Raw genomic sequence first — 21,697 nt, forward strand, 5'->3', positions numbered from 1 at the left:
TTTATTTACTGCTTCATGCGGTAGTTCATAGTCAGGTTAATCTGACGTCTCTGGTATTGCGATTTGCCCTCTGTATAGAAATTCGCGCCTTCGGTGATATACCTGTTTTTTCTGGAATTGAGAATGTCGAGCACATTCAGAGTCAATGTGCCCCGGTCTTGGATTATCCCTTTGCTAGCTGATAGATCCGTGAAGAAAATTCCTTTCCTGACTCCCTGAGCTGTTTTTTGTCTGGCTTCATAGTTAGCGCGAAGCTGAATGTCCATGCCATTTTTCAATGTAAAGCGGGAAGTTTGGCGAAACAACCATGAATACGTTTTGGCGGTATATCCTGCTTGAATGTTGCTACCATCGATATTTGCATGAAAGAAGTTAACATTCATGTCGATTTTCCACCATTCATAAAGGCGGTAGTCTCCGCTTAATTCCACTCCAAAAGAATTTTCACCATTTAGATTATAAGGCAATGTCCTGGAATTGCTCTCCTCATCCACAGATCGTAACCTTTCGATCTTGTCATCGGTACTTCTATAATAGACTGTGGTGAATAATGTCCCATTTTCAAAATACTTAATGTGGCCAAGCTCAAATGCATTAGTGTATTCTGGATTCAGGTCAGGATTTCCGCTGAAGAAATTTCTCGAATCAGAAAGCGTCACATAAGGACTTAAGTCATTGTAAACTGGCCTTCTCACTCTTCGGCTATAGCTTAGCTGAAATGCATTTTCCTTCGATATGTTATAGGTTAAGTGTGCACTTGGGAAGAGATTCGAGTACTTTCTTGGGTTCTCTTCATTGGTCTCTTCCAACGTAGTTTTCACATCGGTGTATTCTGCCCTTAAACCTGCTTGATAGCTCCAGTTTTTAGTTTTATTCCCCACAATTCCATAGGCTGCCATTATATTTTCATCGTAAAGAAAAATATTGTCTAAACCGGGGATTGGTGAAAATTCTCCATCATCGCCTTTTTCCTCCACTATATAATCATTCTTCATTCTGCGAAAGCTTGTCCTAAATCCAGTTTCGAATTTCCCCTCTTTTGCAAATGGCTTCACGTAATCCAGCATTGCTAAATATTGATTTTCATATTCGTCATTCAGAGAGGTCTGAACTTGTGCGAGCGAAGTGTTTTCGATTGCTTCTGGTGAAAACGTGTTTTGTGTAAACAATTGATCCGAATTTTCCCAGTAATTCAAATAGGTGAAAGTCGTAGTGAGTTCATGTCCTTTCTGCTCAAAAGTGCGCTTGTAATTAGCAGAAATCTCTGAGTTTGGCTCCTGTTCGGTCTCATCTTGCCTTCGGAGAGTGTAGCTCTGCAAGTTGTCTAGCGTGTTCCAGGAATCTTCATATCGTAGGTCGGTGATTCGGTGTGCATCACTTCTTCTCCACAGGTATGAAAGTGTTAAAATACTGTTTTCATTAAAATAGTAATCCAAACCTCCTCGGATATTGTTATTCAAACTGGTGACATGTCCTTCATTGGATTGATTAAGTATAAATGTCGTATCCTGACCGTATACTTCCTGATATAATTCACCGACATTGGGCGAGCGCCGGTGCGCCAAGCCATAATTTATAAACCAGTTGATTTTGTTGTGACGATAGTTCAAATTGGCAGTGAAACCGAGATTTGTAGGAGTTCCAACGATCACTTCAAAAGATCCATTAATACCCTGGTTATTTTCCTTTTTCAAAATAATATTGATCACACCGGCCATTCCCTCGGCTTCATATCGTGCAGATGGATTGGTGATGATCTCGACGCGTTCTACCATATTTGCTGGAAGTTGGCGCAGTCCACTACTTCCTTTGAAGCTCACGAGGCCAGAGGGTTTTCCATCAATGAGTATTCGGACATTTGATGATCCTCTCAAGTTTACGTTGCCTTGTGGATCTACAGATACAGAAGGTAGATTCATTAAGATATCATTCGCCGTTCCTCCAGCATTCGCAAGATCTTTACCCACGTTGAAAATACGTTTGTCCAGCGATAGCTCCATGATAGTTTTCTCTCCTTGTACTACCACTTCCTCCAAATCCCCAGCAGTGGTTTTCATAGTTATCTGACCCAAGTTGTAAGAAGGCGATTCCTTCGAAATGGAAAATGGATCAGTTTTAAATGCTTCATAACCCATAAATTCTACCAAAGCATAGAATTCTCCATTTGTAATATCGATTTGGAATCTACCATCGTCATCTGAAAGGCCTCCCGAAATCAGACTATCCGATGTATTGTAAATACCTATTGAGGCAAAGGGAAGCGGAGCTGATGAACCTTCTTCGATCACAAGTCCATTGATTTTTCCTTTATAATCTTGCTGCGCAAAAACGGGAAAACAAAAAAGTAAGCTCAAAAAGAGAACGAAAGTAATCTTGCCGTTGGAGCTTTGGTTTGAGGAAGACATTTAGATGCCGGTTTAGTGTCTGGGATTAAATAGATTCTAATCCAAAGTAAATGCCGTGAGGAATTAAAATCATGAAAAGATATTTCGATTATCTCGAAAAATCAGGTAAAAAATTACCAAAGGTGATTTCTTACGTACGAATAGTTAACTCCTTTTACAGTTTTGTATCCCTCATTTTCTTTTCAATAGACTGGCAACTGTCCTTCTTATCCAATCCAACCGCTCAATAGGACCAATTAATGATCCGTGGATCATATCCATAGCCGGTAATCCTATCGATTTTGGTTGATTAGGATAAATTAGGATAAAGCTGTGATCTTTCAGCCAAGTATTTATTAATTGTGGAACTCGCTCAAGGCGCGGGTGGTAGGAAGCTTCTCCTCTTCGGCTGAGAACCATAATAAGGTTATCATTGGGTTTTAAAATAATGTTGAGATTACCTAATTCTTCCCATTCTGGAAAAGGCCTGAAATCAACACGAATTGGATATTTTTTTAAAATCTCCTTCAGATAAAGTTTAGTTGCAGGAGCTGTATAAAAGATCATTCTTGACCCGGAATTTCGAGCGATATTCCAGACTTTAACTAACCAAAATGGAAAGCCCAGTTCCTTCTCGGCATAGGGTGGAATGAAAATTAGATGACGTCTATGGGTATCGAAAGGTTGGCGGGGCCTATATATAAAGGTTGTTGTATTGCACTTGCTAAGTAGACCTTCTGTGAGACTACCCAAGAAGCTGTCGTCCATTTTGGTTTTCTCGTGTAGACCGAGCACCAAATCCGTGATTTTATTTTCATGAATCACACTGGAGATCCCATGCTCCACATTGGTATCATAGCGGAGCAATTCATAGAGAAAGTGATCCGTGGATCCAGCAGTTTTGCTTGCTTGATTCAGGGTTTTCTGTGCCTTCATTTCTGCATTTACATCTTCAAGATTTGGGTTGATTATGCTAAGTGCGTAGAGACTGGATTGCTTTTGAGGTGACTTCAGCATGATGCTGAGATGGATTAATTCATCAGAAGTTTCCTGATTTCTCACAGGGATTAAAATCCGCTCCTGAATGTCTTCACCACCATCTTCATCTAGTGGAGAATCAGCCAATGCAATTCGTTTCGCTCCTTTTTGGGCCTCTAGTGAAGCTATGGTACAGGTTACCAAAATCATGATGATGGTACCATTCAGCACGTATTCAGAAAGAAGACGGATCGGTTCGCCGTTAGCATCTGTGCCAAGAATAATATTGTAACCGACTGTTACTGCGGCTAAAGTTGCGGCAGCCTGGGCATTACTAAGCCCAAATATTACCTTTCTTTCGTCTTTGGAAAAGCCATAAGTTTTTTGTGTAGCTAGTGCTGCGAGAAATTTTGCAGCTGTAGCCACGACTGTCATCACAATGGCCACAAAAATTGTTTGCCACCCACTAATAAATGCATTAAAATCAACTAACATCCCAACACCAATCAGGAAGAAGGGAATAAAGATTGCGTTCCCGACAAACTCGATCCGGTTCATCAAAGGAGATGTGTGAGAAATCAAGGGATTTACGGCCAACCCTACGAGGAACGCTCCTATGATGGGCTCTACTCCAGCCAGTTCAGCTAAGGCAGATCCTAGAAATACCAAAACTAAACAGAAGACATACTGCGAGACATTGTCTTCAAACTTTTTCAGAAACCAACGGGCAATAAGAGGAAGAACAAACCAAACGATGCTAGTGAAGACAGCTAAGGAAATCACTAATTTGATCCAGAAAAGTGTGTTCACTTCGCCTTTCGTAGCTCCTACAACGATCGCTAATACTAGTAAAGCAAGTGTGTCAGTGATCAAAGTTCCTCCCACCGTGATGTTGACTGCTTTATTTTTCGCTATACCCAATTTTGAAATCATTGGGTAAGCAATAAGCGTATGGGATGCAAACATACTTGCCAGTAAAATGGAAGATAACATCCCCAGATTCAAGACATAAAGCCCAGCGATCATTCCTAATATCATTGGGATAAGAAAAGTGTACATTCCAAACACAATACTTTTCTTACTGTTCTTTCTGAAATCTGCCAGATCAATCTCCAAACCAGCCAAAAACATAATGTATAACATTCCCGCAGTCCCGGAAAGTATAATCCCACTGTCCCGATCAATCCAATTAAGTCCTTTGGGACCTACTATTGCTCCTGCAATAATAAGCCCAAGAAGTGGAGGGATTTTTAGTCGGTTGAGAGCAATAGGAGCCAGCAAAATGATCAATAAGATCAAAAGGAATTTGAGAACCGGATTCTCAATAGGCAAAACAAATTCAGATAATTGATCCAGGTGCATAATGTTTGAAGTTAATGTACTTACACTTCTCCGCTGACCAAATAGACAGTGTATCCTATATAAGACACCAATAGTAAGGCAGCCTCCCATCTATCTAGTTTTTTTCGCTTACCAGTAAACATTGCTGTGAAAAGGAAAATGGTTCCGGCTCCTAAAATGTAAATGTCAGTGTTGAATGCCAGTCGATAGTTAAGGGGATTAATCATCGAACTAACGCCAAGGATCAGGAAAATATTGAAAATGTTTGAGCCGATGATGTTGCCAATGGCGATGTCATTATTCTTTTTAATAGATGCGACTACAGATGTTGCAAGCTCCGGAAGTGAAGTGCCAGCAGCAACTATTGTGAGACCAATAATTTTCTCGCTGACGCCAAATGATTGTGCCATTGCGACTGCATTGTCCACTACTAGTTTTCCACCGATGACGAGGCCCGCCAGGCCAATCAGGATCAGTCCCCATATTTTTAGGTTGGAATATTGTTTTAGGACGATGTTATCACCTTCTGGTTCTGACTTAAGCTGGGTAAAGACGTAATAAAGGAATATTGCAAAAAAGAAAAGTAGTATAATTCCGTCAATCATCGATAGCCCTGGAGTTTCAGAGCTGAAATAATTATTAGCTAGAAAAATCAGGACGATGGCGGCGAAAAATGAAAAAGGGATTTCTTTCCACACGGAGCTTGACTGCACTGTAAGGGGTGTTATCAGTCCAGCAATACCCAAAATTATAAATAGGTTGAAGTTATTTGATCCGATAACATTGCCGAAGACAATATCTGGATAGCCTTGCATGGAAGCGACCGAGTTGACAACAAGTTCTGGAGCGGATGTGCCAAAAGCTACTATAGTTAGTCCAATCGCTAAATCTGAAACTTTATGTTTTTTTGCCAGGACCGATGCTCCATCGACTAGCCAATCTGCTCCTTTTACCAAAAGAAGAAGTCCTACAATCAATAGCATAATAGGTAGAATCATGTCGAAATCGAGCTGGAGATGTAGTGATTATTCTCTTTTTAAGCACTTCAAAAATATCTCAAAAGTAATGGGAAATACCCTCACGAAAATCAGCAACTGAAAAATTATTTTTAAGTAGAAATGGGGTCAAAAATATTGCATCATTTATAGACAAGTACAGATTTTTTTGAAGACCTAGAAATCCATTAATCTTCCTAACACCCTTTCAATCAAAAATCTATAATACTAGGTTACTTATTATTTTTAATTTAGATAGTAATCTCTCTAGTGCGTCTTTAGCTCAAGATGCTTAAGACTTTTTGTGATCGTTAAATCATAAAGTAAGTTTCTTAAAAACAGTCTAATTACGCCTTAGCTAAACGGGTAAATAATATCTGTGTAATTTGTTCTTATTAACTGCTTTTCCACATAAATAAAGAAGATCATCTTGCAAAGAATAAATCATTGGAAACCCTTTAAATAAAAGACTTTAAGTAAATATTATTTAAAGCTTTTATGTTTTACGAAATCTTGCTTTTAAAACATTATGATCAAATAACAAAAAAAGGGATCGGTGTGATACCGATCCCTTTTCATATACCTATGAAGTTCCTGCTTACTTAACTTCGAAGCTAGCTCTTCTTGCCATTTGTCTAGCGTCAGCAGATGATTTATCAACGCTAGTGTCTTCACCATAGCCTTTGTAAGAAAGTCTTGAAGCATCAACTCCAGAAGCTACTAAGATATCATATACAGCTTTAGCTCTTCTTTCCGACAACTTCATGTTGTAATCCTCAGGACCTAATTCGTCTGCGTAACCTTTAATCTCTACACTAACACCTGGATTCTTCTTAAGGAAGTTAGAAACGTAATTAGCAGCGCTTGCAGAATAACCAAGTGGTTTAGCACTATCAAATGCATAATAAACGTTTACATAACCATCATTGATAGCTTTCTTAAAGAAGTCAATTTGTTCTACTACTTCTTCAACAGGACATCCGTTGGTAGATGCTGGACCAGGAAGGAAAGGACATTTGTCCATGTGGTCAGGAGTTCCATCACCATCTGAATCCAAAGTCATTCCTGAAGAATTAACTCTTGCTCCTGCTGGAGTGTTTGGTTCTTTATCTAAGTAATCAGGAACGCCATCACCATCAGAATCTTTCAACATATCTTTGATGCCATTGATCTGAGTAGCTAACTCTTCTTTAGTTGCATATTTGTCAGCAGCGATGTACCAGTCAGCATGCTCCTCATTTTTACCTAAGTAAAACTGAAGACCTACAGTTCCTGTCCACCATGTGCTATTAGCACCGAAAAATCCGTGATCTGCAGGGCCAATTGCAGTGGCGCCATCCCAAGTAACAGTTTGACGTCCGTTGATGATCGCACTGATATCACCAACTAGAGCAATACTTTTACCTAATTTTAATTGAGGTGTAAAACCTACAATGAAGTTATAAACATCATCAGTCTCATCTGCATAGAGATTTTCTTGAGGTTTCACATTTCCAATACCAGCACCAAAGTGACCTAATAGACCAAGTGATCTAGTGAATGATTCGAAATTCATGATCCTTCCAAGATTGGAAACCATTTGAAGATCGAGACGATAGTATTTAGTATCAAATGAACCGGTAGCAGCATCATCAGCTCCTGCCTCTTTCATAGATCCAAATCCATAATCAAGTTTCAAACCAAATTTCTCGTTAAACATGTAACGCGCTCCTAAGTCGATGTGACCAAGATTTAAAGAAGGTGATAAATAGCCAGGAGTTATTGGAGCCATTGGCTTATTAAAGCCTCCGCCAACTTCAAGGGAGAATTTGTCGAATTCCTGTGCATTAGCTCCGATCGCCAGAGCCCCTGCCATAATTGTTGATAGTATTAGTTTTTTCATAACAAAAAATTTTTGTTCAAATTTTAAGTGTTGATTGATGTGAATACAAATTTATAAACTTTTAATTTACTACAAATCTAGATGAATTATTTAAAACCCAATTGTGGATAAAAAATAAATCTTTGCTTTTTTTCAAATATAACGATGAAATATTAACATAATTTATGCCATAATGAAATTTTTAATCGAATTATTAAAACAAAATAGCGTTTCAGGTGATGAGTCTAGAACGTCAAATTTTATTTTAGATTGTATAGTCCAACGAAAGAATTCTTGGAAGGTTGTTCCTGAGATATATTCTGGCGAAGAATTTCATGATTGTATTTTATTGAAATTTGGTACACCTCGCATAGCTGTTTTTGCTCATATAGATACTATTGGATTTATGTCAAGGTATAATAATCAGCTGATTAGCATAGGAGGTCCTGAAGTCATTGAGGGCACTGTTTTAGTGGGAAAAGACTCTTTGGGTGAGATTTCCTGTAAGCTAAATGGTGATGAAAATAATATTTATCATGATTTCCCACGCGGTATAGAGCCTGGCACTAGGCTTTCCTTCTCTCAAGATATCAGATTAGACCATGAATTCATTCAAGCAGCTTACTTAGATAATAGGTTAGGGGTTTACTCCGCATTAAAACTTTGCGAGACGATTACCCACGGCTGGGTGGTTTTTTCCACATATGAGGAGCACGGCGGTGGCAGTATGCCTTTTTTATTAAAATTTATTCAGGAGACTTCCCCTATAAAGCAGGCATTGATTTCTGATATTACCTGGATTACCGAAGGAGTTCAATTTCATAAAGGGGTTGTAATCTCCATTCGGGATAAATTTATTCCAAGAAAGAAATTCATTGACAGAATCATAAGTTTAGCGAAGGATAGCGGAATCCCGTTTCAACTAGAAGTAGAAGAATATGGTGGAAGTGATGGAAGAGAAGTTCAATTTTCACCGTATGCAATAGACTGGTGCTTCATCGGAGCAGCTGAAGACAATGTACATTCGCCTAACGAAAAAGTTTCATTGGCTGATTTAGAAGCAATGCTGAATATTTACCCTTATTTAATGGAAAGACTTTAAAAAATTGGAATGAGCGTAAAATTAAAAGATAAGGAATTTGAAATTTTCCTGAGCAACGAAAATATCGATTTTAGAATTTCCGAACTTGGTAGCGCTATAACCCAGGATTTTTCCGGCCAGGAATTAATTCTTGTTGGCGTGCTTAACGGCTCTTTTGTTTTTATAGCTGATCTTTGTAGGAAAATTGACTTACAAATTTCTACTTCTTTTATAAAGATGAGTAGTTATTTAGGTACAGAGTCCACTGGAACGGTTCGGTCAATTTTGGGATTGGAAGAAAAAATTGAAGGTAAGAACGTATTGATTGTTGAGGATATAGTCGACACAGGAATCAGCATGGATTATTTATTAAAGGCACTTTCTGCCCTTAATCCTGCAAAACTTAGCATAGTGACCTTGCTCCATAAACCGGATGCTTTTCAGTTTAATTACACTATAGATTATGTGGGTTTTGAAATTCCCAATAAATTTGTGGTTGGTTATGGCCTTGATTACGATGGTTTGGGTAGGAATTTACCCGATATTTATCAACTCAGTACTCCTTAATAATAGACTTACGAATGTATAATATAGTATTATTTGGCCCTCCGGGTGCAGGCAAAGGCACTCAAAGTGAAAAGCTTATAGAGAAATACGGACTTACTCACTTATCAACAGGCGATCTTTTCAGAAAGCATCTTGGTGAAGGAACCGAACTTGGTCAACTTGCAAAGAAGTACATGAACGAGGGAAGATTAGTGCCAGATGAAGTCGTAATAGGAATGGTTGAAGATAAAATTAACGAGACCCCGGATGCCCGAGGGTTTATTTTTGATGGTTTCCCTCGTACTACTGCTCAGGCAGAGGCCTTGGATGAAATGCTTTCAAAGCATGATCTTGAAATCAATGGTATGATTGCACTTGATGTTCCAGAAGAAGTATTAAGGATCAGAATCAAAGAGCGCGGTAAGACTTCAAATCGTGTAGATGATCAGGATGATGAGAAAATCAATACTCGCATTAAAGTTTATCTTGACGAGACTCTTCCAGTGGCAGATTATTACAATTCACAAGAGAAACTTCAGAAAATCAATGGCGTAGGTGAGATCGATCAGATCTTCTCAGACATCACTTCAGTGATTGATAGCTACTGATTGCCTTTATTTTCTTAATTTTGCAATTCATATTTGGCTAAGCTTGTAGGCTTAGCCTTTTTCTTTATCTAAAAATGGCTGATTCAAATTTCATAGACTACGTTAAGTTCTGTTCCCGATCAGGGGCGGGCGGACCAGGATCGACACATTTTCGAAGAGAAAAGCATGTCCCAAAGGGAGGTCCCGATGGTGGAGACGGAGGTAGAGGTGGGCACATTATTGTAAGAGGGACTACCCAAGTATGGACTTTACTTCATTTGAAATATAAAAAGCATGTAATCGCCGAGGCTGGTAAAGGTGGAGAAGGTGGTCGTAGAACTGGTGCCGATGGCAAGGATATAATCTTGGAAGTACCTCTTGGGACCATAGCAAAAGATGCAGAGACAGGAGAAAAACGTTTTGAAATCACTGAGGATGGACAGGAAATAATTCTTACCAAAGGTGGAAGAGGAGGATTGGGCAACGACCATTTCAAAACTTCAACTAACCAAGCACCTCATTATTCGCAACCCGGAGAAGAAGGAATCGAAGAATGGATTATTTTAGAGCTCAAGCTTCTGGCGGATGTTGGTCTTGTGGGCTTTCCCAATGCTGGTAAATCCACTTTACTCTCTTCCATATCTGCGGCTAGACCCGAAATTGGGGATTATCCATTTACCACACTTGTTCCAAATCTTGGAGTAGTTGCATACCGGGGAGATCAATCTTTTGTAATGGCAGATATCCCTGGGATTATCGAGGGAGCTGCAGAAGGGAAAGGATTAGGAATACGCTTCCTTCGACACATAGAGCGAAATTCCATATTACTTTTTATGGTCCCTGCAGATGCAGCGGACATCGGTGAACAATACCGGATTTTGCTTGGTGAGCTGGAAAAGTATAATCCAGAATTATTAGACAAAAGAAGGTTACTTGCTATATCCAAAGCTGATATGCTGGATGACGAACTTGTCAAAGAAATGGCAAATGAAGTTCCAGAAGGAATTCCCCATGTATTTATCTCATCTGTCTCACAATACAATCTTGACAGGCTAAAAGATCTAATCTGGCAGGCTATTCATGAGGGATAAGGTGTCAGTTTGTCAGAGAAAATGCAATGGCAACAATATTGTTGAAGCCTGAGCGCCAATTATTGTCTATTTCAATTATGAATAATAAAGAACAAGTGGATCAAGAAATGAATCTCAAAGACGAGAATATCAATGAGGAAACAGTAGAAAACACTTCATCAGAAGTGAATTTTGAAGGTGAAGAGCCTAAAACTGACTCAGAGGAAAATAAATTGGAATACGAAATAGCAGATCTGAAGGATAAATACCTTCGACTGTATTCAGATTTTGAGAATTACAGAAAGAGAACTGCAAAAGAGCGGTTGGATCTTATTTCCACAGCTTCGGAGGAAGTGTTAAAAGATTTAATTCCTGTTGTTGATGATTTTGAGCGTGCTTTCAAAGCGAGCGAGAATGAGGTGGAAGGGTCAAAAGTGAGAGAGGGTAATCTTCTTATTTTTCAAAAATTAGTAAAAATTCTGGGTTCAAAAGGCTTGAAGCCAATGGATGATTTAGTTGGTAAGCCATTTGATCCGGAAACGCAGGAGGCGATCACACAGATACCGGCGCCAAATGAAGCACTAAAAGGTAAAGTGGTAGACGTAATCGAACAAGGTTATGTCTTAGGAGATAAAGTAGTACGCTACGCAAAAGTGGTGACAGGAGCATAATATTATGGCGAAAAGAGATTATTACGAAGTACTTGGAGTAACGAAGTCCGCATCTGCCGATGAAATAAAAAAGGCATATAGGAAACTAGCGATTCAATTTCACCCGGATAAAAATCCTGACAATCCAGAAGCTGAAGACAAATTCAAAGAAGCAGCTGAGGCTTATGAGGTGTTAAGTAACCCGGAGAAAAAGCAACGTTATGATCAATATGGTCATCAAGGTGTTGGCGGTGCCGGAGGTTTTGGTGGTGGCGGAATGAACATGGATGACATCTTTTCCCAGTTCGGCGATATATTCGGCGGCGGTGGCGGAGGGGGATTCGGTTCATTTTTCGGTGGCGGCGGCGGTGGCCGACGTACCAAGAAGGGAACAAACCTCCGAGTGAAGATGAAACTTACCCTTGCTGAGATCGCAAATGGAGTAGAGAAGAAAATTAAAGTGAAGCGTCATCTAATCGCTGATGGAGTTACTTTCAAACCATGCTCTACCTGCCAAGGATCTGGACAAGTGAAGAAAGTAGTCAATACGATGCTTGGTCAGATGGTTTCGGCTAGTACTTGCGGTGTTTGCGGTGGCAGCGGCCAGATCGTTGACAAAAAACCTGCAGATGCTGATGCTAGAGGTCTGATCGTAAAAGAAGAAGTAATTTCTATTAATATCCCAGGTGGCGTGGCTGAAGGAATGCAACTTAGCATGTCTGGAAAAGGAAACGAAATACCTGGAGGTGTTGCAGGAGATTTACTAATAGTTATAGAGGAAATAGAAGATAAAGTACTTCAGCGCGATGGAAACAATGTGATCTTTGATCTATATGTTTCTTTCATAGACGCAGCACTTGGTGCTTCATTGGAAGTGCCTACTATAGACGGTAAAGTAAAGATCAAAATTGATCAGGGAACCCAGAGTGGTAAAATGCTTCGTCTAAAAGGAAAAGGAATTAAAGATATTAATGGTTACGCAAAAGGTGATCAGCTGATAATGGTAAATGTCTGGACGCCTACCCATTTATCCAGAGAGGAAAAAGAGGCACTAGAAGGACTGAGAGAATCTGAGAACTTCAAACCCGATCCTGGGAACAGCGAGAAATCCTTCTTCGATAAGATGAAAGAGTTCTTTTAATATAAAAAAAGCCAGAAGCAATTCTGGCTTTTTTTATATTTTTAAAAAACCTTTTTAAAGTCGCCTCGTAACCTTACCGTATGCTTAGAAAATTGTGTCTGCTTTTTCTGATGATGATTGGATGGGTGGCTGTAGGTAAGGCGCAACTCGTCAAAGAATTCAAAGCGACCGAAAGAGACGGGTTTGATATGGTTGCTCTTGAATTCACTTCATATAAGAGCTCTACTCAACTGAAGAGAACCAAATCCACAGACCCTGTCTATATTCATGGACATCTCAACCAAACTAATATCCTTCCTGTTTTTTCTCAGAAAGTATCAAATAATGTACTTCAAACTTCTCTGATACATAAGAATGTGGAGTCCGAAAATCTGGGGAAAAGCATCACATCAAAACTTTTTTCCGGTTCTTCCGACGATTTCGATCACAGCTGGAATGTAGGCTTAAGTACGAATTATCTGTATCATCTCGATTTTAATTTAGGTATGGGCAAATCAGACTTTGATCTTGCCAATCTAATCATTAGTCAACTGAAAGTGAAAAGTGCCAGTGCTGATGTTGAGATACGCTATGGTAGTAATTCTCCAAATCAAGTTCAGATGGATACGCTTTTGGTCACGTTGAATATGGGGACCGTTGTCGTAAGTGATGCCAATTTCACTAATGCCAAAAGAATGATACTTGAAGTCAACTATGGGAAAATTGATTTGAACTTTTCGGATGGTATGCATAATGCCAGCCATATAATTGCGGCAGTTGGTGCAGGTACACTTCACTTGAGATTGCCTTCAGACTCTTTTCCCATCAAAATAAAAACGAGAACAACGGCAATGTGTAAAACTACCTTGCCAAAATACTTAAAGACCTTGGAGAAAGGTACTTACATCACCAAAGGCTACAAAGCAGATGATCCAAGATTAATGGAATTGATCATTGATGTAGGAGTAGGTTCATTAACTGTAGAATAATTCCTATTTTTTGGAATATGCTGAAAATTAAAAAGCTTAATAAATCCTACGGTGTCAATAAAGCACTAACCGATTTGGATTTGAATGTATCGGAAGGAGTGGTCTTCGGTCTTCTCGGACCGAATGGAGCAGGTAAAACCACCCTGATCCGTATTATCAACCAGATCATTGATAGTGACAGTGGCGAAGTTTACATTGGAGGGGAACTGCTGGCACCAAAGCATATCGGATTGATTGGGTATTTGCCGGAAGAGCGTGGCCTGTACAAAAAGATGAAGGTTTGGGATCAGATGCTTTATTTCGCCAGACTCAAGGGACTAACCCCACAGGAAGCAAAAATAAAGATAAAATATTGGTTGGAGAAGCTGGAAATGGAAACTTGGCGAGAAAAGAAAATTGAGGATCTTTCTAAAGGTATGGCTCAGAAAGTCCAATTCATCTCCACTATAATTCATAATCCCCCACTTCTAATTCTTGACGAGCCATTTTCTGGTTTTGATCCAGTAAATGCCGAAATCATCAAAAATGAGATTTTGGAACTTAAAGAAAGAGGCACAACAGTCATTCTCAGTACCCACAGAATGGAATCTGTCGAACTGCTTTGTGATCAGGTAGCCATGATCAATCGATCAAAGAAAATTCTTGATGGCACCATAAAACAAGTTAAATCGATCTATAGACCAGAAGTGTATTCTATTACACTTGATCATCTTAAAAAGGACTTACCTATTGAATGGATCGCTAAAGAGGACGAGGGTAGTTATAGTTTTACGTTGCCTCTTAGTGGTAAAACCTCAAACGAACTTTTAAATGAGTTAATGCAATACGGAGAAGTGAACCGATTTCAGGAAGTAATTCCAAGTATGGAAGAAATTTTTATTCACCAGGTAAAGTCAACAGAAAATGGATAAGATCTGGTTAGTAATCCAGCGGGAGTACGTTGCTCGTGTTAAAAAGAAATCGTTTTTGCTTGTTACCTTATTGACTCCATTGATTTTCCCTGCTATCATGGGGGTTTTCGTGTGGATCGCATTGGAAGAGGAGGACAATCAATCGTTAAGAATAATAGAAGTAGTCGACGATAATAAGTTGTTCTTCTTGGAGAGTTCGGAACAATATGCTTTTTCATTTTCGGATGCCAGCCCTGAGGAAGCTAAGAAATTGGTGCAAGATGGAGATCGCTATGGCTTCCTTCATATTCCTAAGTTTGATATTAAAGATCCGGAAGGGATTTCATTTTATGGTGAAGAAAATCCAAGTATGAGTCTGATCAGCTACTTGGAAAATAATCTGCGAAAGAAAATCGAAGAGCAACGTCTTTTTGAGAGTGGAATTGATCCCAAAATCATCAATGACGTACGCACGAAAGTGGCGATAAAATCCATCACTCTAGATGAAGAAGGTACAGAGACGGTAAGTGATGCCACAGTGAATTATGCGATTGGCTTTGTCGCTGGGATTTTAATTTACATGTTCATTTTCATCTATGGCAATCAGATCATGCAAGGTGTCATAGAGGAAAAATCCAGCCGAATCGTAGAGATATTGGTTTCTTCACTCAAGCCATTTCAGCTAATGCTTGGCAAAATCATTGGTATTGCTGGAGTAGGACTTACTCAGCTATTGATCTGGATTGTGTTGGTAGGTACACTCACCACTATTGTTACGGGTTTTCTAGGAATGCAAATGCCACAGCAGCAAGCCATGGAATTAGCAAATCCAGAATTGGCTGAAGGCTTAGCTCAAAATACTGAAATGGGCGAAATGCTTCAAGTGATCGCCGGGATAAACTATATTCAGATTGCCTTAAGTTTCGTATTTTATTTCTTAGGGGGATATTTATTATATGGAGCATTGTTTGCTGCAATTGGGTCTGCGGTAGATGCGCCTTCAGATGCACAACAGTTTATGTTGCCAGTGACTATCCCTTTGATCGTAGCCTATATGGGATTGTTTGTCTTTGTGCTGAATGACCCTAATAGTACGACCTCTTTTTGGCTTTCAATAGTTCCTCTCACTTCACCGATTGCCATGATGGGAAGGGTGAGCTATGGTGTGCCGTTCTGGGAATTAGCCATGTCTATGGGATTGTTAATTATAGGTTTCTTATTCACTACATGGGTGGCAGGGAAGATTTATAGAATCGGTATTCTTATGCATGGAACCAAGCCGAGCTACAAGACACTTTGGAAGTGGATCAAGACAAATAATTAGAGCTTGAAATACATTCCTTAATAAACAACAAACCGGACCTCAGATCCGGTTTTGTTGTTTAATAGCAAATATTCATCAGGTACTAATTTGTTTTCACTCCAGTGAAAAGAGGATTTTGCAAATTCTATCTTGTATGATTTACAATCTTTTGTCAATCATTTCTATTTTCGGGGGGTAAATTTTCCCTACTTGAATTAAAGTATAAATTTGCTCGATAGGTCTGTTTCTTCCCAACTGATAAAATCTATCTTCAAGTCATACTATCTAAGCGATTGGGAAGTTAGTAACGGTAGTAATTCAAGTTTGATTAATGAAAAAAACATTTCAAGACCTTACCTCTTTAGATTTTTATACTAATAAGAAGCAAGTCAAATGGATTGTGGTTGCCGCATCTTTGATCATAGGTGCAGGATCGATTTGGTATACGAATAGTCTCGTGGAGGAATTGCGTGAGCGGGAGAGGAGACAGATTGAACTGCTTTCCAGTGCGCTGGAATATGCAGCTACTACGATGGAGAATCTCACGTTTATTAATCAGGAGATTATTCAGCAGAATTACTCTATCCCGATCATCATGGTTGATGATTCATCAAATCCCATTGAGTTCAGGAATATCCCTTTCAAAAATAATTCTAGCTCGGCAGATTCTGTGGAAACGCTGAAAAAGGAACTGGCAGAAATGCGGGCAGAATACGAGCCTATTTTGCTCCCTGAAGCTGATATTCAGGTGTTTTATAGAAACTCCGAATTACTTATCAATTTAAAGTACTACCCTTATGTGCAGCTGGGGATCATTATGATTTTTGGGGTACTGGCTTATGCACTTTTTAATCAAAGCAAAATCGCAGAGCAAAACCGTGTATGGGCTGGCCTGACAAAAGAAACTGCCCATCAACTAGGAACACCAATTGCCTCTTTGATGGCTTGGATAGACTATTTGCGGAATTCCCCTGTATGGGACGAAAACAAGGAAATCATCACAGAGATGGATAAGGACGTGGTCAAACTACGAATGGTAACAGAGAGATTTAGTAGTATAGGATCTAAGCCTGTCATTCAATCTGGCAACGTCTACGAGTCAATTGAAGATACGATCAATTACCTTCGTCCTCGGATTTCTACCAAAGTTGACTTGAATATTCATGCGGATTCCAAGGATTTGGATGCCATGATGAACAAACCACTTTTTGAATGGGTGATTGAAAATATATGTAAAAATGCGGTGGACGCTATGCGCGGTAAAGGTCAGATTGATATTGAGATATTGCAGGATAGCGACAAGTATGTCATCATAGACATAACTGATACAGGGAAAGGAATGGAGAAACGAATGTACAGACGTGTGTTCAATCCTGGTTTTTCTACAAGGCAAAGAGGTTGGGGATTGGGATTGACCTTGGCAAAGCGGATTGTCGAAGGATATCACGGTGGTAAAATTTTCGTAAAGCATTCTGAAGTAGGGAAGGGGACCACATTCCGAATTTTACTTCATGGAAGCCACGAAGGAGCATCTCAGTTTATTACAGAAGGGATTCTTGAATATTGATTTCGGAAATTCGATTTGGGGATTTAGAAGTCAATCGAGATTTGGGACATTAAGGATAAAGGCTGACTTATGAATGAGGAATGAAGTACAAGCAGGCAAAGTATGTCTGATATAAGGCTGAATTTTTTTTTCTATAGTATATCCGCTTTCTGCCAGTAAAGAGCAAAAGCTCGGTTATTCCCCTTCAGATCAGATAAACAATCTAAGGCTATTGACATCATTGCGGATTACCATAATGTTTTATTTCATCTTTTAATAAAGAAGTTTTCGAGAATGTCTCCTACATAATATGCGACAATCGCTGCTAATAAGCCAAGTGCTACCGTTTCAGCAATACTCTTAATTGGGGAAGTTTGATTTACAAGTGATTTTAAGGCTCCAACTACTACGAATGCCAGTCCGGTAAGGACACTTGTCCAAAAGAATATGTTGATGTCTGAAGGGTAGAAAAAAGTCCAGAGGTAAACCAAAAGTGGAATAAAGCCGACAATTAGAAATGATGCAAATGTCGCTGCTCCAATTTTAACAGGGCTTTTTGTTTCCTCAATTAAGTTAAGTTCATCCTTCATCATTTCCGCAACCCAGAGATCTTTATTGGAAGTGATTTGATCCACTACCTTTTCCAATAATTCTCCTTCAAAGCCTTTGGCTCTATAAATATCAACAATTTCTTTACGCTCCGTTTCTGGAAGATTTTCTATTTCCCAATACTCGATAGATTCATGCTTTTTGTAATTTTCCTTGTTGCTCTTGGCTGATAAATAGGCTCCTACAGACATGGAAAACCCATCGGCAAACAAATTTGCGAAGCCAAGAATAATTATAACACCAGCATCCAAGTCTGCTCCAAACCCGCCAGCAACTACTGCAAATGTAGTAACCGCTCCGTCTATCCCACCATAAACAAACTCACTTAGATATTCCTGGAGTTTTTGGAAATATTTACTCTCTTGATGAATATGTTTTTCATTCATTAGTTAAGATTTTTAAGCATAAAGTTTTTAATGTTCTCGCCCATCACAGCTTTAATCTCATTTTCATTAAAACCCGCAGCCATCATCCCTTCCACGAGTAGTGGAAAGCCAGTGATATCAAATGGAACAGTCACAGCCCCGTCGTAATCAGAACCGAGTGCAACATATTCTATCCCGACTAAGTCACGCACATGCTTAATTGAAGCAATGATATTTGGCAATTCAGGCACTCCAACAGCCTCATCAAAAAATGCAATTCCAATAATTCCTCCATTTTCAGCAATTTTCTGAATTTGTGAATCGCTGAGATTTCTTTGGGAATCCAATACAGCACGAACACCGGTGTGGGAAACCATTACAGGCCTAGAAGTCATGTTTAAAACGTCATCCACTATAGCAGGCGAGCAATGAGCCAGATCAACAAAAATTCCTAGTTCATTCATTTTTCTAACCACTTCCTTACCAAAATTTGTTAATCCCGCCTGACTCTCTCCATGTGCTGATCCGCCAAGTTCGTTGTCGAAAAAATGAGTAAGTCCAATCATCCTTACTCCCGCGTCATAAACTCTGTCAAGATTTTCTATTTCTCCTTCTAAGGAATGTGCTCCTTCTACTCCTAACATTGCGCCTATGATCGATTTATCATTTTTTCTAGCCTCAATAAGCTTAGTTAGATCTCCTTTGCTTTTGATGAAAATCGCCTTTCCATTCTCCTTATCTATAAAATCTTTTAGATCTTCTGATTGAGAAAGCGTACGGTTGATCAGGCTAAACCAATTGGCAGGTGATTCTCCCTTGACTATGGTGAGAGGAGTAATATTGTCAAAAGCATCTGCTGTGTTACTTTTCATATTTTGGCCGGCAGGTGATTTTGAAACGATAGTAAACATTTCAAGGCCTACGTTAGCCTCTCTCATTCTTGGAAAGTCCACTTGCCCTTGGCTTCCTTTTTTGGTGAGGTCTCTCCCCCAAAGTAATGCGTCACAATGGAGTTCAGCAATAAAATCCAGTCGATCATAGATCACCTTTGCTTCACTAGATACGGTATACGGTGGAGGAGACTTAACGGGATTTCTTTGGGATTCAATAATTGAAGGGACAGTCAGTGTGGCGGTAAAGTAAAGTAGCCCGACTGCTCCCAAAACAAGGATTAATTTCTTCATAGTAAGTGCTTACACTTTTGAAGATAATGAAAAATATAACGGAATTGGGAGGTAAACTTTGTGATTAGGCTTCAGCTAATTTTTCTTCTCCAGTCATGACTGGGCTAAGACTCTCAAGTTCCTCTGATGTGAATAATTTGGATCGAATCATAAAGCGAATGCCCATTGGGATTTCTATAGAAAAGCTGCTTCCTCTACCTGGTGTCACATCCAATGTTAATTGCGCATGCTTCCAATACTCAAATTGATCGGCACTCATGAAAAAATCACACCCATAGACTTCTCCTAGCCAAATATCCTGACTGCCGACCTTGAAGTCTCCTTTTTCAAAACACATAGGAGAAGAACCATCACAACATCCTCCGCTTTGATGAAACATCAGTTCAGACCCGAAACGCTTTCGGAGCGTGTCAATCACTTCTTTTGCCGCGTCGGTTATAAGTACTCTTTTGATCTTTTGCATGATATTTTGGGTTTGAATAAAAGTAAAGAAAGGCAGGAGATATTTCCCCTGCCTTTTCTGGTCTTAGAAATTGACAATTTAAAAGAAACCTAGTTTGTTCTTATCGTAAGAAATAAGCATGTTTTTGGTTTGGCGGTAGTGATCAAGCATCATCAAATGATTTTCTCTTCCAAATCCTGATTTTTTGTATCCACCAAATGGTGCATGTGCTGGGTAAGCGTGATAGCAATTCACCCATACTCTACCAGCTTGTATTGCTCTAGGTACTTGATAAAGCTCGTGTGCGTCCCTTGACCAGAGCCCTGCACCCAAACCATACATAGTGTCATTTGCAATAGCTATGGCCTCTTCAGTGGTCTTAAAAGTAGTCACACAAGTAACTGGGCCAAAGATCTCCTCTTGGAAGACACGCATTTTATTGTTGCCTTTGAAAATGGTAGGCTTGATGTAATATCCAGTTTCCAATCCGGAATTCAGACCAGCACTTTCGCCTCCGCAGAGAGCTACCGCACCTTCTTGCTTTCCGATATCCAAATAAGAGAGGATTTTCTCGTATTGGTCATTAGAAGCCTGAGCACCCATCATAGTGTCTTCAGCTAATGGGTGTCCCATTTTGATAGCTTTGGTCCTTTCTATAACACGCTCCATGAATACGTCATAGATATCTTCGTGCACCAAGATTCTCGATGGGCAGGTACAAACCTCGCCTTGATTTAATGCGAACATCACAGCTCCTTCAATAGCTTTGTCGAAAAATTCATCATCTGCGTCTGCCACAGATTTCATAAAAATATTAGGAGACTTTCCTCCCAATTCCATGGTAACAGGAATTAGGTTTTCCGAAGCATACTGCATAATTAAACGACCTGTAGTCGTCTCTCCTGTAAATGAGACTTTAGCCACTCGATTGGAAGAAGCCAGTGGTTTGCCTGCTTCTACTCCGAAACCTGTTACTACATTAAGAACTCCGGGAGGAACTACATCAGCAATTAGCTCCATTAATACCATGATGCTGGTTGGTGTTTGTTCAGCTGGCTTTACCACTGTACAGCATCCTGCAGCTAGCGCAGGGGCAATTTTCCAAGTCGCCATCAAAAGTGGGAAGTTCCAAGGGATGATTTGAGCAACTACTCCAAGTGGTTCGTGTAAAGCAATACTTACCGTGTGTTCATCGTGCTCAGAAATAGTGCTTTCGTCAGCTCTGATGACGCCAGCAAAATACCTGAAGTGATCTATGCAAAGCGGAAGATCTGCAGCCTTGGATTCTCTGAGGGCCTTACCATTGTCCAATGTTTCAAGTCGAGCCAGCATCTCAAGGTTTTCCTCCATGATATCTGCTATTTTATTAAGTACTCGACTTCTTTCGGCTGCTGATGTTTTGGACCAGGTTTTAAAGGCTTCGTGAGCAGCATCGATTGCTTTTTCTACATCCTCCTTATTTCCTCGAGCGGCCTTTGTAAAAGGCTTTCCATCAATAGGTGAAATGTTGTCAAAATATTCACCTGAGCTAGGGACTACCCATTTTCCACCAATGAAATGATCATATTTTGCCTTGACGGATGGGCGATCCACAGGCTTAGATTGAGATAATGTTAATGTTGTCATACTAGACGGTTATTTTGGTTGTCACCAAATCTCCAAACATTATATCTTAAAAAATTACACTGAAACAACATCCTATCCACCTCAGTTGATGAATGTAGATAGACGTTAATTTGAATTAAATGAAATTGGA

General features: G+C 39.6%; 18 protein-coding genes. 10 read left to right on the forward strand and 8 right to left on the reverse strand.

The genetic code is table 11. The features are described from left to right. Positions 1 to 5: 5 nt before the first annotated feature. The 4 genes from AACZ73_RS05930 to AACZ73_RS05945 all read right to left on the reverse strand — a co-directional run bounded on the left by AACZ73_RS05930 (position 6) and on the right by AACZ73_RS05945 (position 7,580). Positions 6 to 2,405, reverse strand: a complete 2,400-nt coding sequence (locus AACZ73_RS05930) for an outer membrane beta-barrel family protein (RefSeq protein ID WP_339876265.1) — start codon at positions 2,403 to 2,405, stop codon at positions 6 to 8. Positions 2,406 to 2,576: 171 nt separating this feature from the next. Continuing rightward, the gene (locus AACZ73_RS05935; RefSeq protein WP_339876266.1) at positions 2,577 to 4,724 is read right to left on the reverse strand and encodes a cation:proton antiporter; all 2,148 of its coding nucleotides are present in this window, start codon (positions 4,722 to 4,724) and stop codon (positions 2,577 to 2,579) included. Positions 4,725 to 4,744: 20 nt separating this feature from the next. Then, positions 4,745 to 5,701 (reverse strand): calcium/sodium antiporter, encoded by a 957-nt coding sequence (locus AACZ73_RS05940; protein WP_339876268.1) that lies wholly within the window; start codon positions 5,699 to 5,701, stop codon positions 4,745 to 4,747. Positions 5,702 to 6,296: 595 nt separating this feature from the next. Beyond that, the gene (locus AACZ73_RS05945) at positions 6,297 to 7,580 is read right to left on the reverse strand and encodes an OmpA family protein (RefSeq protein ID WP_339876270.1); all 1,284 of its coding nucleotides are present in this window, start codon (positions 7,578 to 7,580) and stop codon (positions 6,297 to 6,299) included. Positions 7,581 to 7,752: 172 nt separating this feature from the next. On the opposite strand from AACZ73_RS05945, the gene AACZ73_RS05950 reads away from it, so the two are divergent. The 10 genes from AACZ73_RS05950 (at position 7,753) to AACZ73_RS05995 (ending at position 17,362) form a co-directional block, all read left to right on the forward strand. Next, a complete protein-coding gene (locus AACZ73_RS05950) occupies positions 7,753 to 8,661 on the forward strand; it encodes an aminopeptidase (protein ID WP_339876272.1) in 909 nt (302 codons plus the stop codon). A gap of 9 nt (positions 8,662 to 8,670) precedes the next feature. Next, a complete protein-coding gene (hpt, locus tag AACZ73_RS05955; protein ID WP_339876273.1) occupies positions 8,671 to 9,207 on the forward strand; it encodes a hypoxanthine phosphoribosyltransferase in 537 nt (178 codons plus the stop codon). A 14-nt stretch (positions 9,208 to 9,221) separates the two neighbouring features. Next, the gene (locus tag AACZ73_RS05960) at positions 9,222 to 9,794 is read left to right on the forward strand and encodes an adenylate kinase (RefSeq protein WP_339876275.1); all 573 of its coding nucleotides are present in this window, start codon (positions 9,222 to 9,224) and stop codon (positions 9,792 to 9,794) included. A 74-nt stretch (positions 9,795 to 9,868) separates the two neighbouring features. After that, complete coding sequence (gene obgE / locus AACZ73_RS05965; RefSeq protein WP_339876276.1) at positions 9,869 to 10,864, forward strand: GTPase ObgE; 996 nt, start codon at positions 9,869 to 9,871, stop codon at positions 10,862 to 10,864. Between the two features lie 77 nt (positions 10,865 to 10,941). Further along, positions 10,942 to 11,514 carry a nucleotide exchange factor GrpE gene (locus tag AACZ73_RS05970; protein ID WP_339876278.1) on the forward strand — a complete coding sequence of 191 codons (573 nt, stop codon included), beginning with the start codon at positions 10,942 to 10,944 and terminating at the stop codon, positions 11,512 to 11,514. Between the two features lie 4 nt (positions 11,515 to 11,518). Next, a complete protein-coding gene (gene dnaJ / locus AACZ73_RS05975; RefSeq protein ID WP_339876279.1) occupies positions 11,519 to 12,634 on the forward strand; it encodes a molecular chaperone DnaJ in 1,116 nt (371 codons plus the stop codon). An 80-nt stretch (positions 12,635 to 12,714) separates the two neighbouring features. After that, entirely contained in the window at positions 12,715 to 13,602 is an 888-nt protein-coding gene (locus AACZ73_RS05980; RefSeq protein ID WP_339876280.1) for a hypothetical protein, read from the forward strand. Positions 13,603 to 13,619: 17 nt separating this feature from the next. Then, positions 13,620 to 14,513 carry an ATP-binding cassette domain-containing protein gene (locus AACZ73_RS05985; protein ID WP_339876282.1) on the forward strand — a complete coding sequence of 298 codons (894 nt, stop codon included), beginning with the start codon at positions 13,620 to 13,622 and terminating at the stop codon, positions 14,511 to 14,513. Continuing rightward, positions 14,506 to 15,816, forward strand: coding sequence for an ABC transporter permease (locus AACZ73_RS05990; RefSeq protein WP_339876284.1), 1,311 nt, complete (start codon positions 14,506 to 14,508; stop codon positions 15,814 to 15,816). The genes AACZ73_RS05985 and AACZ73_RS05990 overlap by 8 nt, the downstream gene beginning before the upstream one ends. A gap of 310 nt (positions 15,817 to 16,126) precedes the next feature. Then, on the forward strand, positions 16,127 to 17,362 hold the full coding sequence (locus AACZ73_RS05995; RefSeq protein WP_339876285.1) for an ATP-binding protein: 1,236 nt from the start codon (positions 16,127 to 16,129) through the stop codon (positions 17,360 to 17,362). A gap of 245 nt (positions 17,363 to 17,607) precedes the next feature. On the opposite strand, the gene AACZ73_RS06000 is transcribed toward AACZ73_RS05995, so the two are convergent. The 4 genes from AACZ73_RS06000 to AACZ73_RS06015 form a co-directional block, all read right to left on the reverse strand. After that, on the reverse strand, positions 17,608 to 18,336 hold the full coding sequence (locus tag AACZ73_RS06000; protein WP_339876287.1) for a VIT1/CCC1 transporter family protein: 729 nt from the start codon (positions 18,334 to 18,336) through the stop codon (positions 17,608 to 17,610). Then, positions 18,336 to 19,499 carry a dipeptidase gene (locus tag AACZ73_RS06005; RefSeq protein WP_339876288.1) on the reverse strand — a complete coding sequence of 388 codons (1,164 nt, stop codon included), beginning with the start codon at positions 19,497 to 19,499 and terminating at the stop codon, positions 18,336 to 18,338. Before AACZ73_RS06005 ends, AACZ73_RS06000 begins: the two co-directional genes overlap by 1 nt. A gap of 64 nt (positions 19,500 to 19,563) precedes the next feature. Next, complete coding sequence (locus AACZ73_RS06010; RefSeq protein ID WP_339876290.1) at positions 19,564 to 19,962, reverse strand: DUF779 domain-containing protein; 399 nt, start codon at positions 19,960 to 19,962, stop codon at positions 19,564 to 19,566. A gap of 78 nt (positions 19,963 to 20,040) precedes the next feature. Next, complete coding sequence (locus AACZ73_RS06015) at positions 20,041 to 21,567, reverse strand: aldehyde dehydrogenase family protein (protein WP_339876292.1); 1,527 nt, start codon at positions 21,565 to 21,567, stop codon at positions 20,041 to 20,043. Positions 21,568 to 21,697: the final 130 nt, after the last annotated feature.

Origin of the sequence: uncultured Algoriphagus sp. (genome assembly GCF_963974835.1) — a bacterium.
Taxonomy (GTDB): Bacteria; Bacteroidota; Bacteroidia; order Cytophagales; family Cyclobacteriaceae; genus Algoriphagus.

What these genes read in the sequence shown, in the direction of transcription:
- AACZ73_RS05985 (WP_339876282.1), top strand. Translation starts at nt 13,620, where the DNA reads ATGCTGAAAATTAAAAAGCTTAATAAATCCTACGGTGTCAATAAAGCA.
- AACZ73_RS06005 (WP_339876288.1), bottom strand. Translation starts at nt 19,499, where the DNA reads ATGAAGAAATTAATCCTTGTTTTGGGAGCAGTCGGGCTACTTTACTTT.
- hpt (WP_339876273.1), top strand. Translation starts at nt 8,671, where the DNA reads ATGAGCGTAAAATTAAAAGATAAGGAATTTGAAATTTTCCTGAGCAAC.
- AACZ73_RS05940 (WP_339876268.1), bottom strand. Translation starts at nt 5,701, where the DNA reads ATGATTCTACCTATTATGCTATTGATTGTAGGACTTCTTCTTTTGGTA.
- AACZ73_RS06015 (WP_339876292.1), bottom strand. Translation starts at nt 21,567, where the DNA reads ATGACAACATTAACATTATCTCAATCTAAGCCTGTGGATCGCCCATCC.
- AACZ73_RS05935 (WP_339876266.1), bottom strand. Translation starts at nt 4,724, where the DNA reads ATGCACCTGGATCAATTATCTGAATTTGTTTTGCCTATTGAGAATCCG.
- AACZ73_RS06010 (WP_339876290.1), bottom strand. Translation starts at nt 19,962, where the DNA reads ATGCAAAAGATCAAAAGAGTACTTATAACCGACGCGGCAAAAGAAGTG.
- dnaJ (WP_339876279.1), top strand. Translation starts at nt 11,519, where the DNA reads ATGGCGAAAAGAGATTATTACGAAGTACTTGGAGTAACGAAGTCCGCA.
- AACZ73_RS05945 (WP_339876270.1), bottom strand. Translation starts at nt 7,580, where the DNA reads ATGAAAAAACTAATACTATCAACAATTATGGCAGGGGCTCTGGCGATC.
- AACZ73_RS05990 (WP_339876284.1), top strand. Translation starts at nt 14,506, where the DNA reads ATGGATAAGATCTGGTTAGTAATCCAGCGGGAGTACGTTGCTCGTGTT.
- AACZ73_RS05930 (WP_339876265.1), bottom strand. Translation starts at nt 2,405, where the DNA reads ATGTCTTCCTCAAACCAAAGCTCCAACGGCAAGATTACTTTCGTTCTC.
- AACZ73_RS05995 (WP_339876285.1), top strand. Translation starts at nt 16,127, where the DNA reads ATGAAAAAAACATTTCAAGACCTTACCTCTTTAGATTTTTATACTAAT.
- AACZ73_RS05980 (WP_339876280.1), top strand. Translation starts at nt 12,715, where the DNA reads ATGCTTAGAAAATTGTGTCTGCTTTTTCTGATGATGATTGGATGGGTG.
- AACZ73_RS06000 (WP_339876287.1), bottom strand. Translation starts at nt 18,336, where the DNA reads ATGAATGAAAAACATATTCATCAAGAGAGTAAATATTTCCAAAAACTC.
- AACZ73_RS05960 (WP_339876275.1), top strand. Translation starts at nt 9,222, where the DNA reads ATGTATAATATAGTATTATTTGGCCCTCCGGGTGCAGGCAAAGGCACT.
- AACZ73_RS05950 (WP_339876272.1), top strand. Translation starts at nt 7,753, where the DNA reads ATGAAATTTTTAATCGAATTATTAAAACAAAATAGCGTTTCAGGTGAT.
- AACZ73_RS05970 (WP_339876278.1), top strand. Translation starts at nt 10,942, where the DNA reads ATGAATAATAAAGAACAAGTGGATCAAGAAATGAATCTCAAAGACGAG.
- obgE (WP_339876276.1), top strand. Translation starts at nt 9,869, where the DNA reads ATGGCTGATTCAAATTTCATAGACTACGTTAAGTTCTGTTCCCGATCA.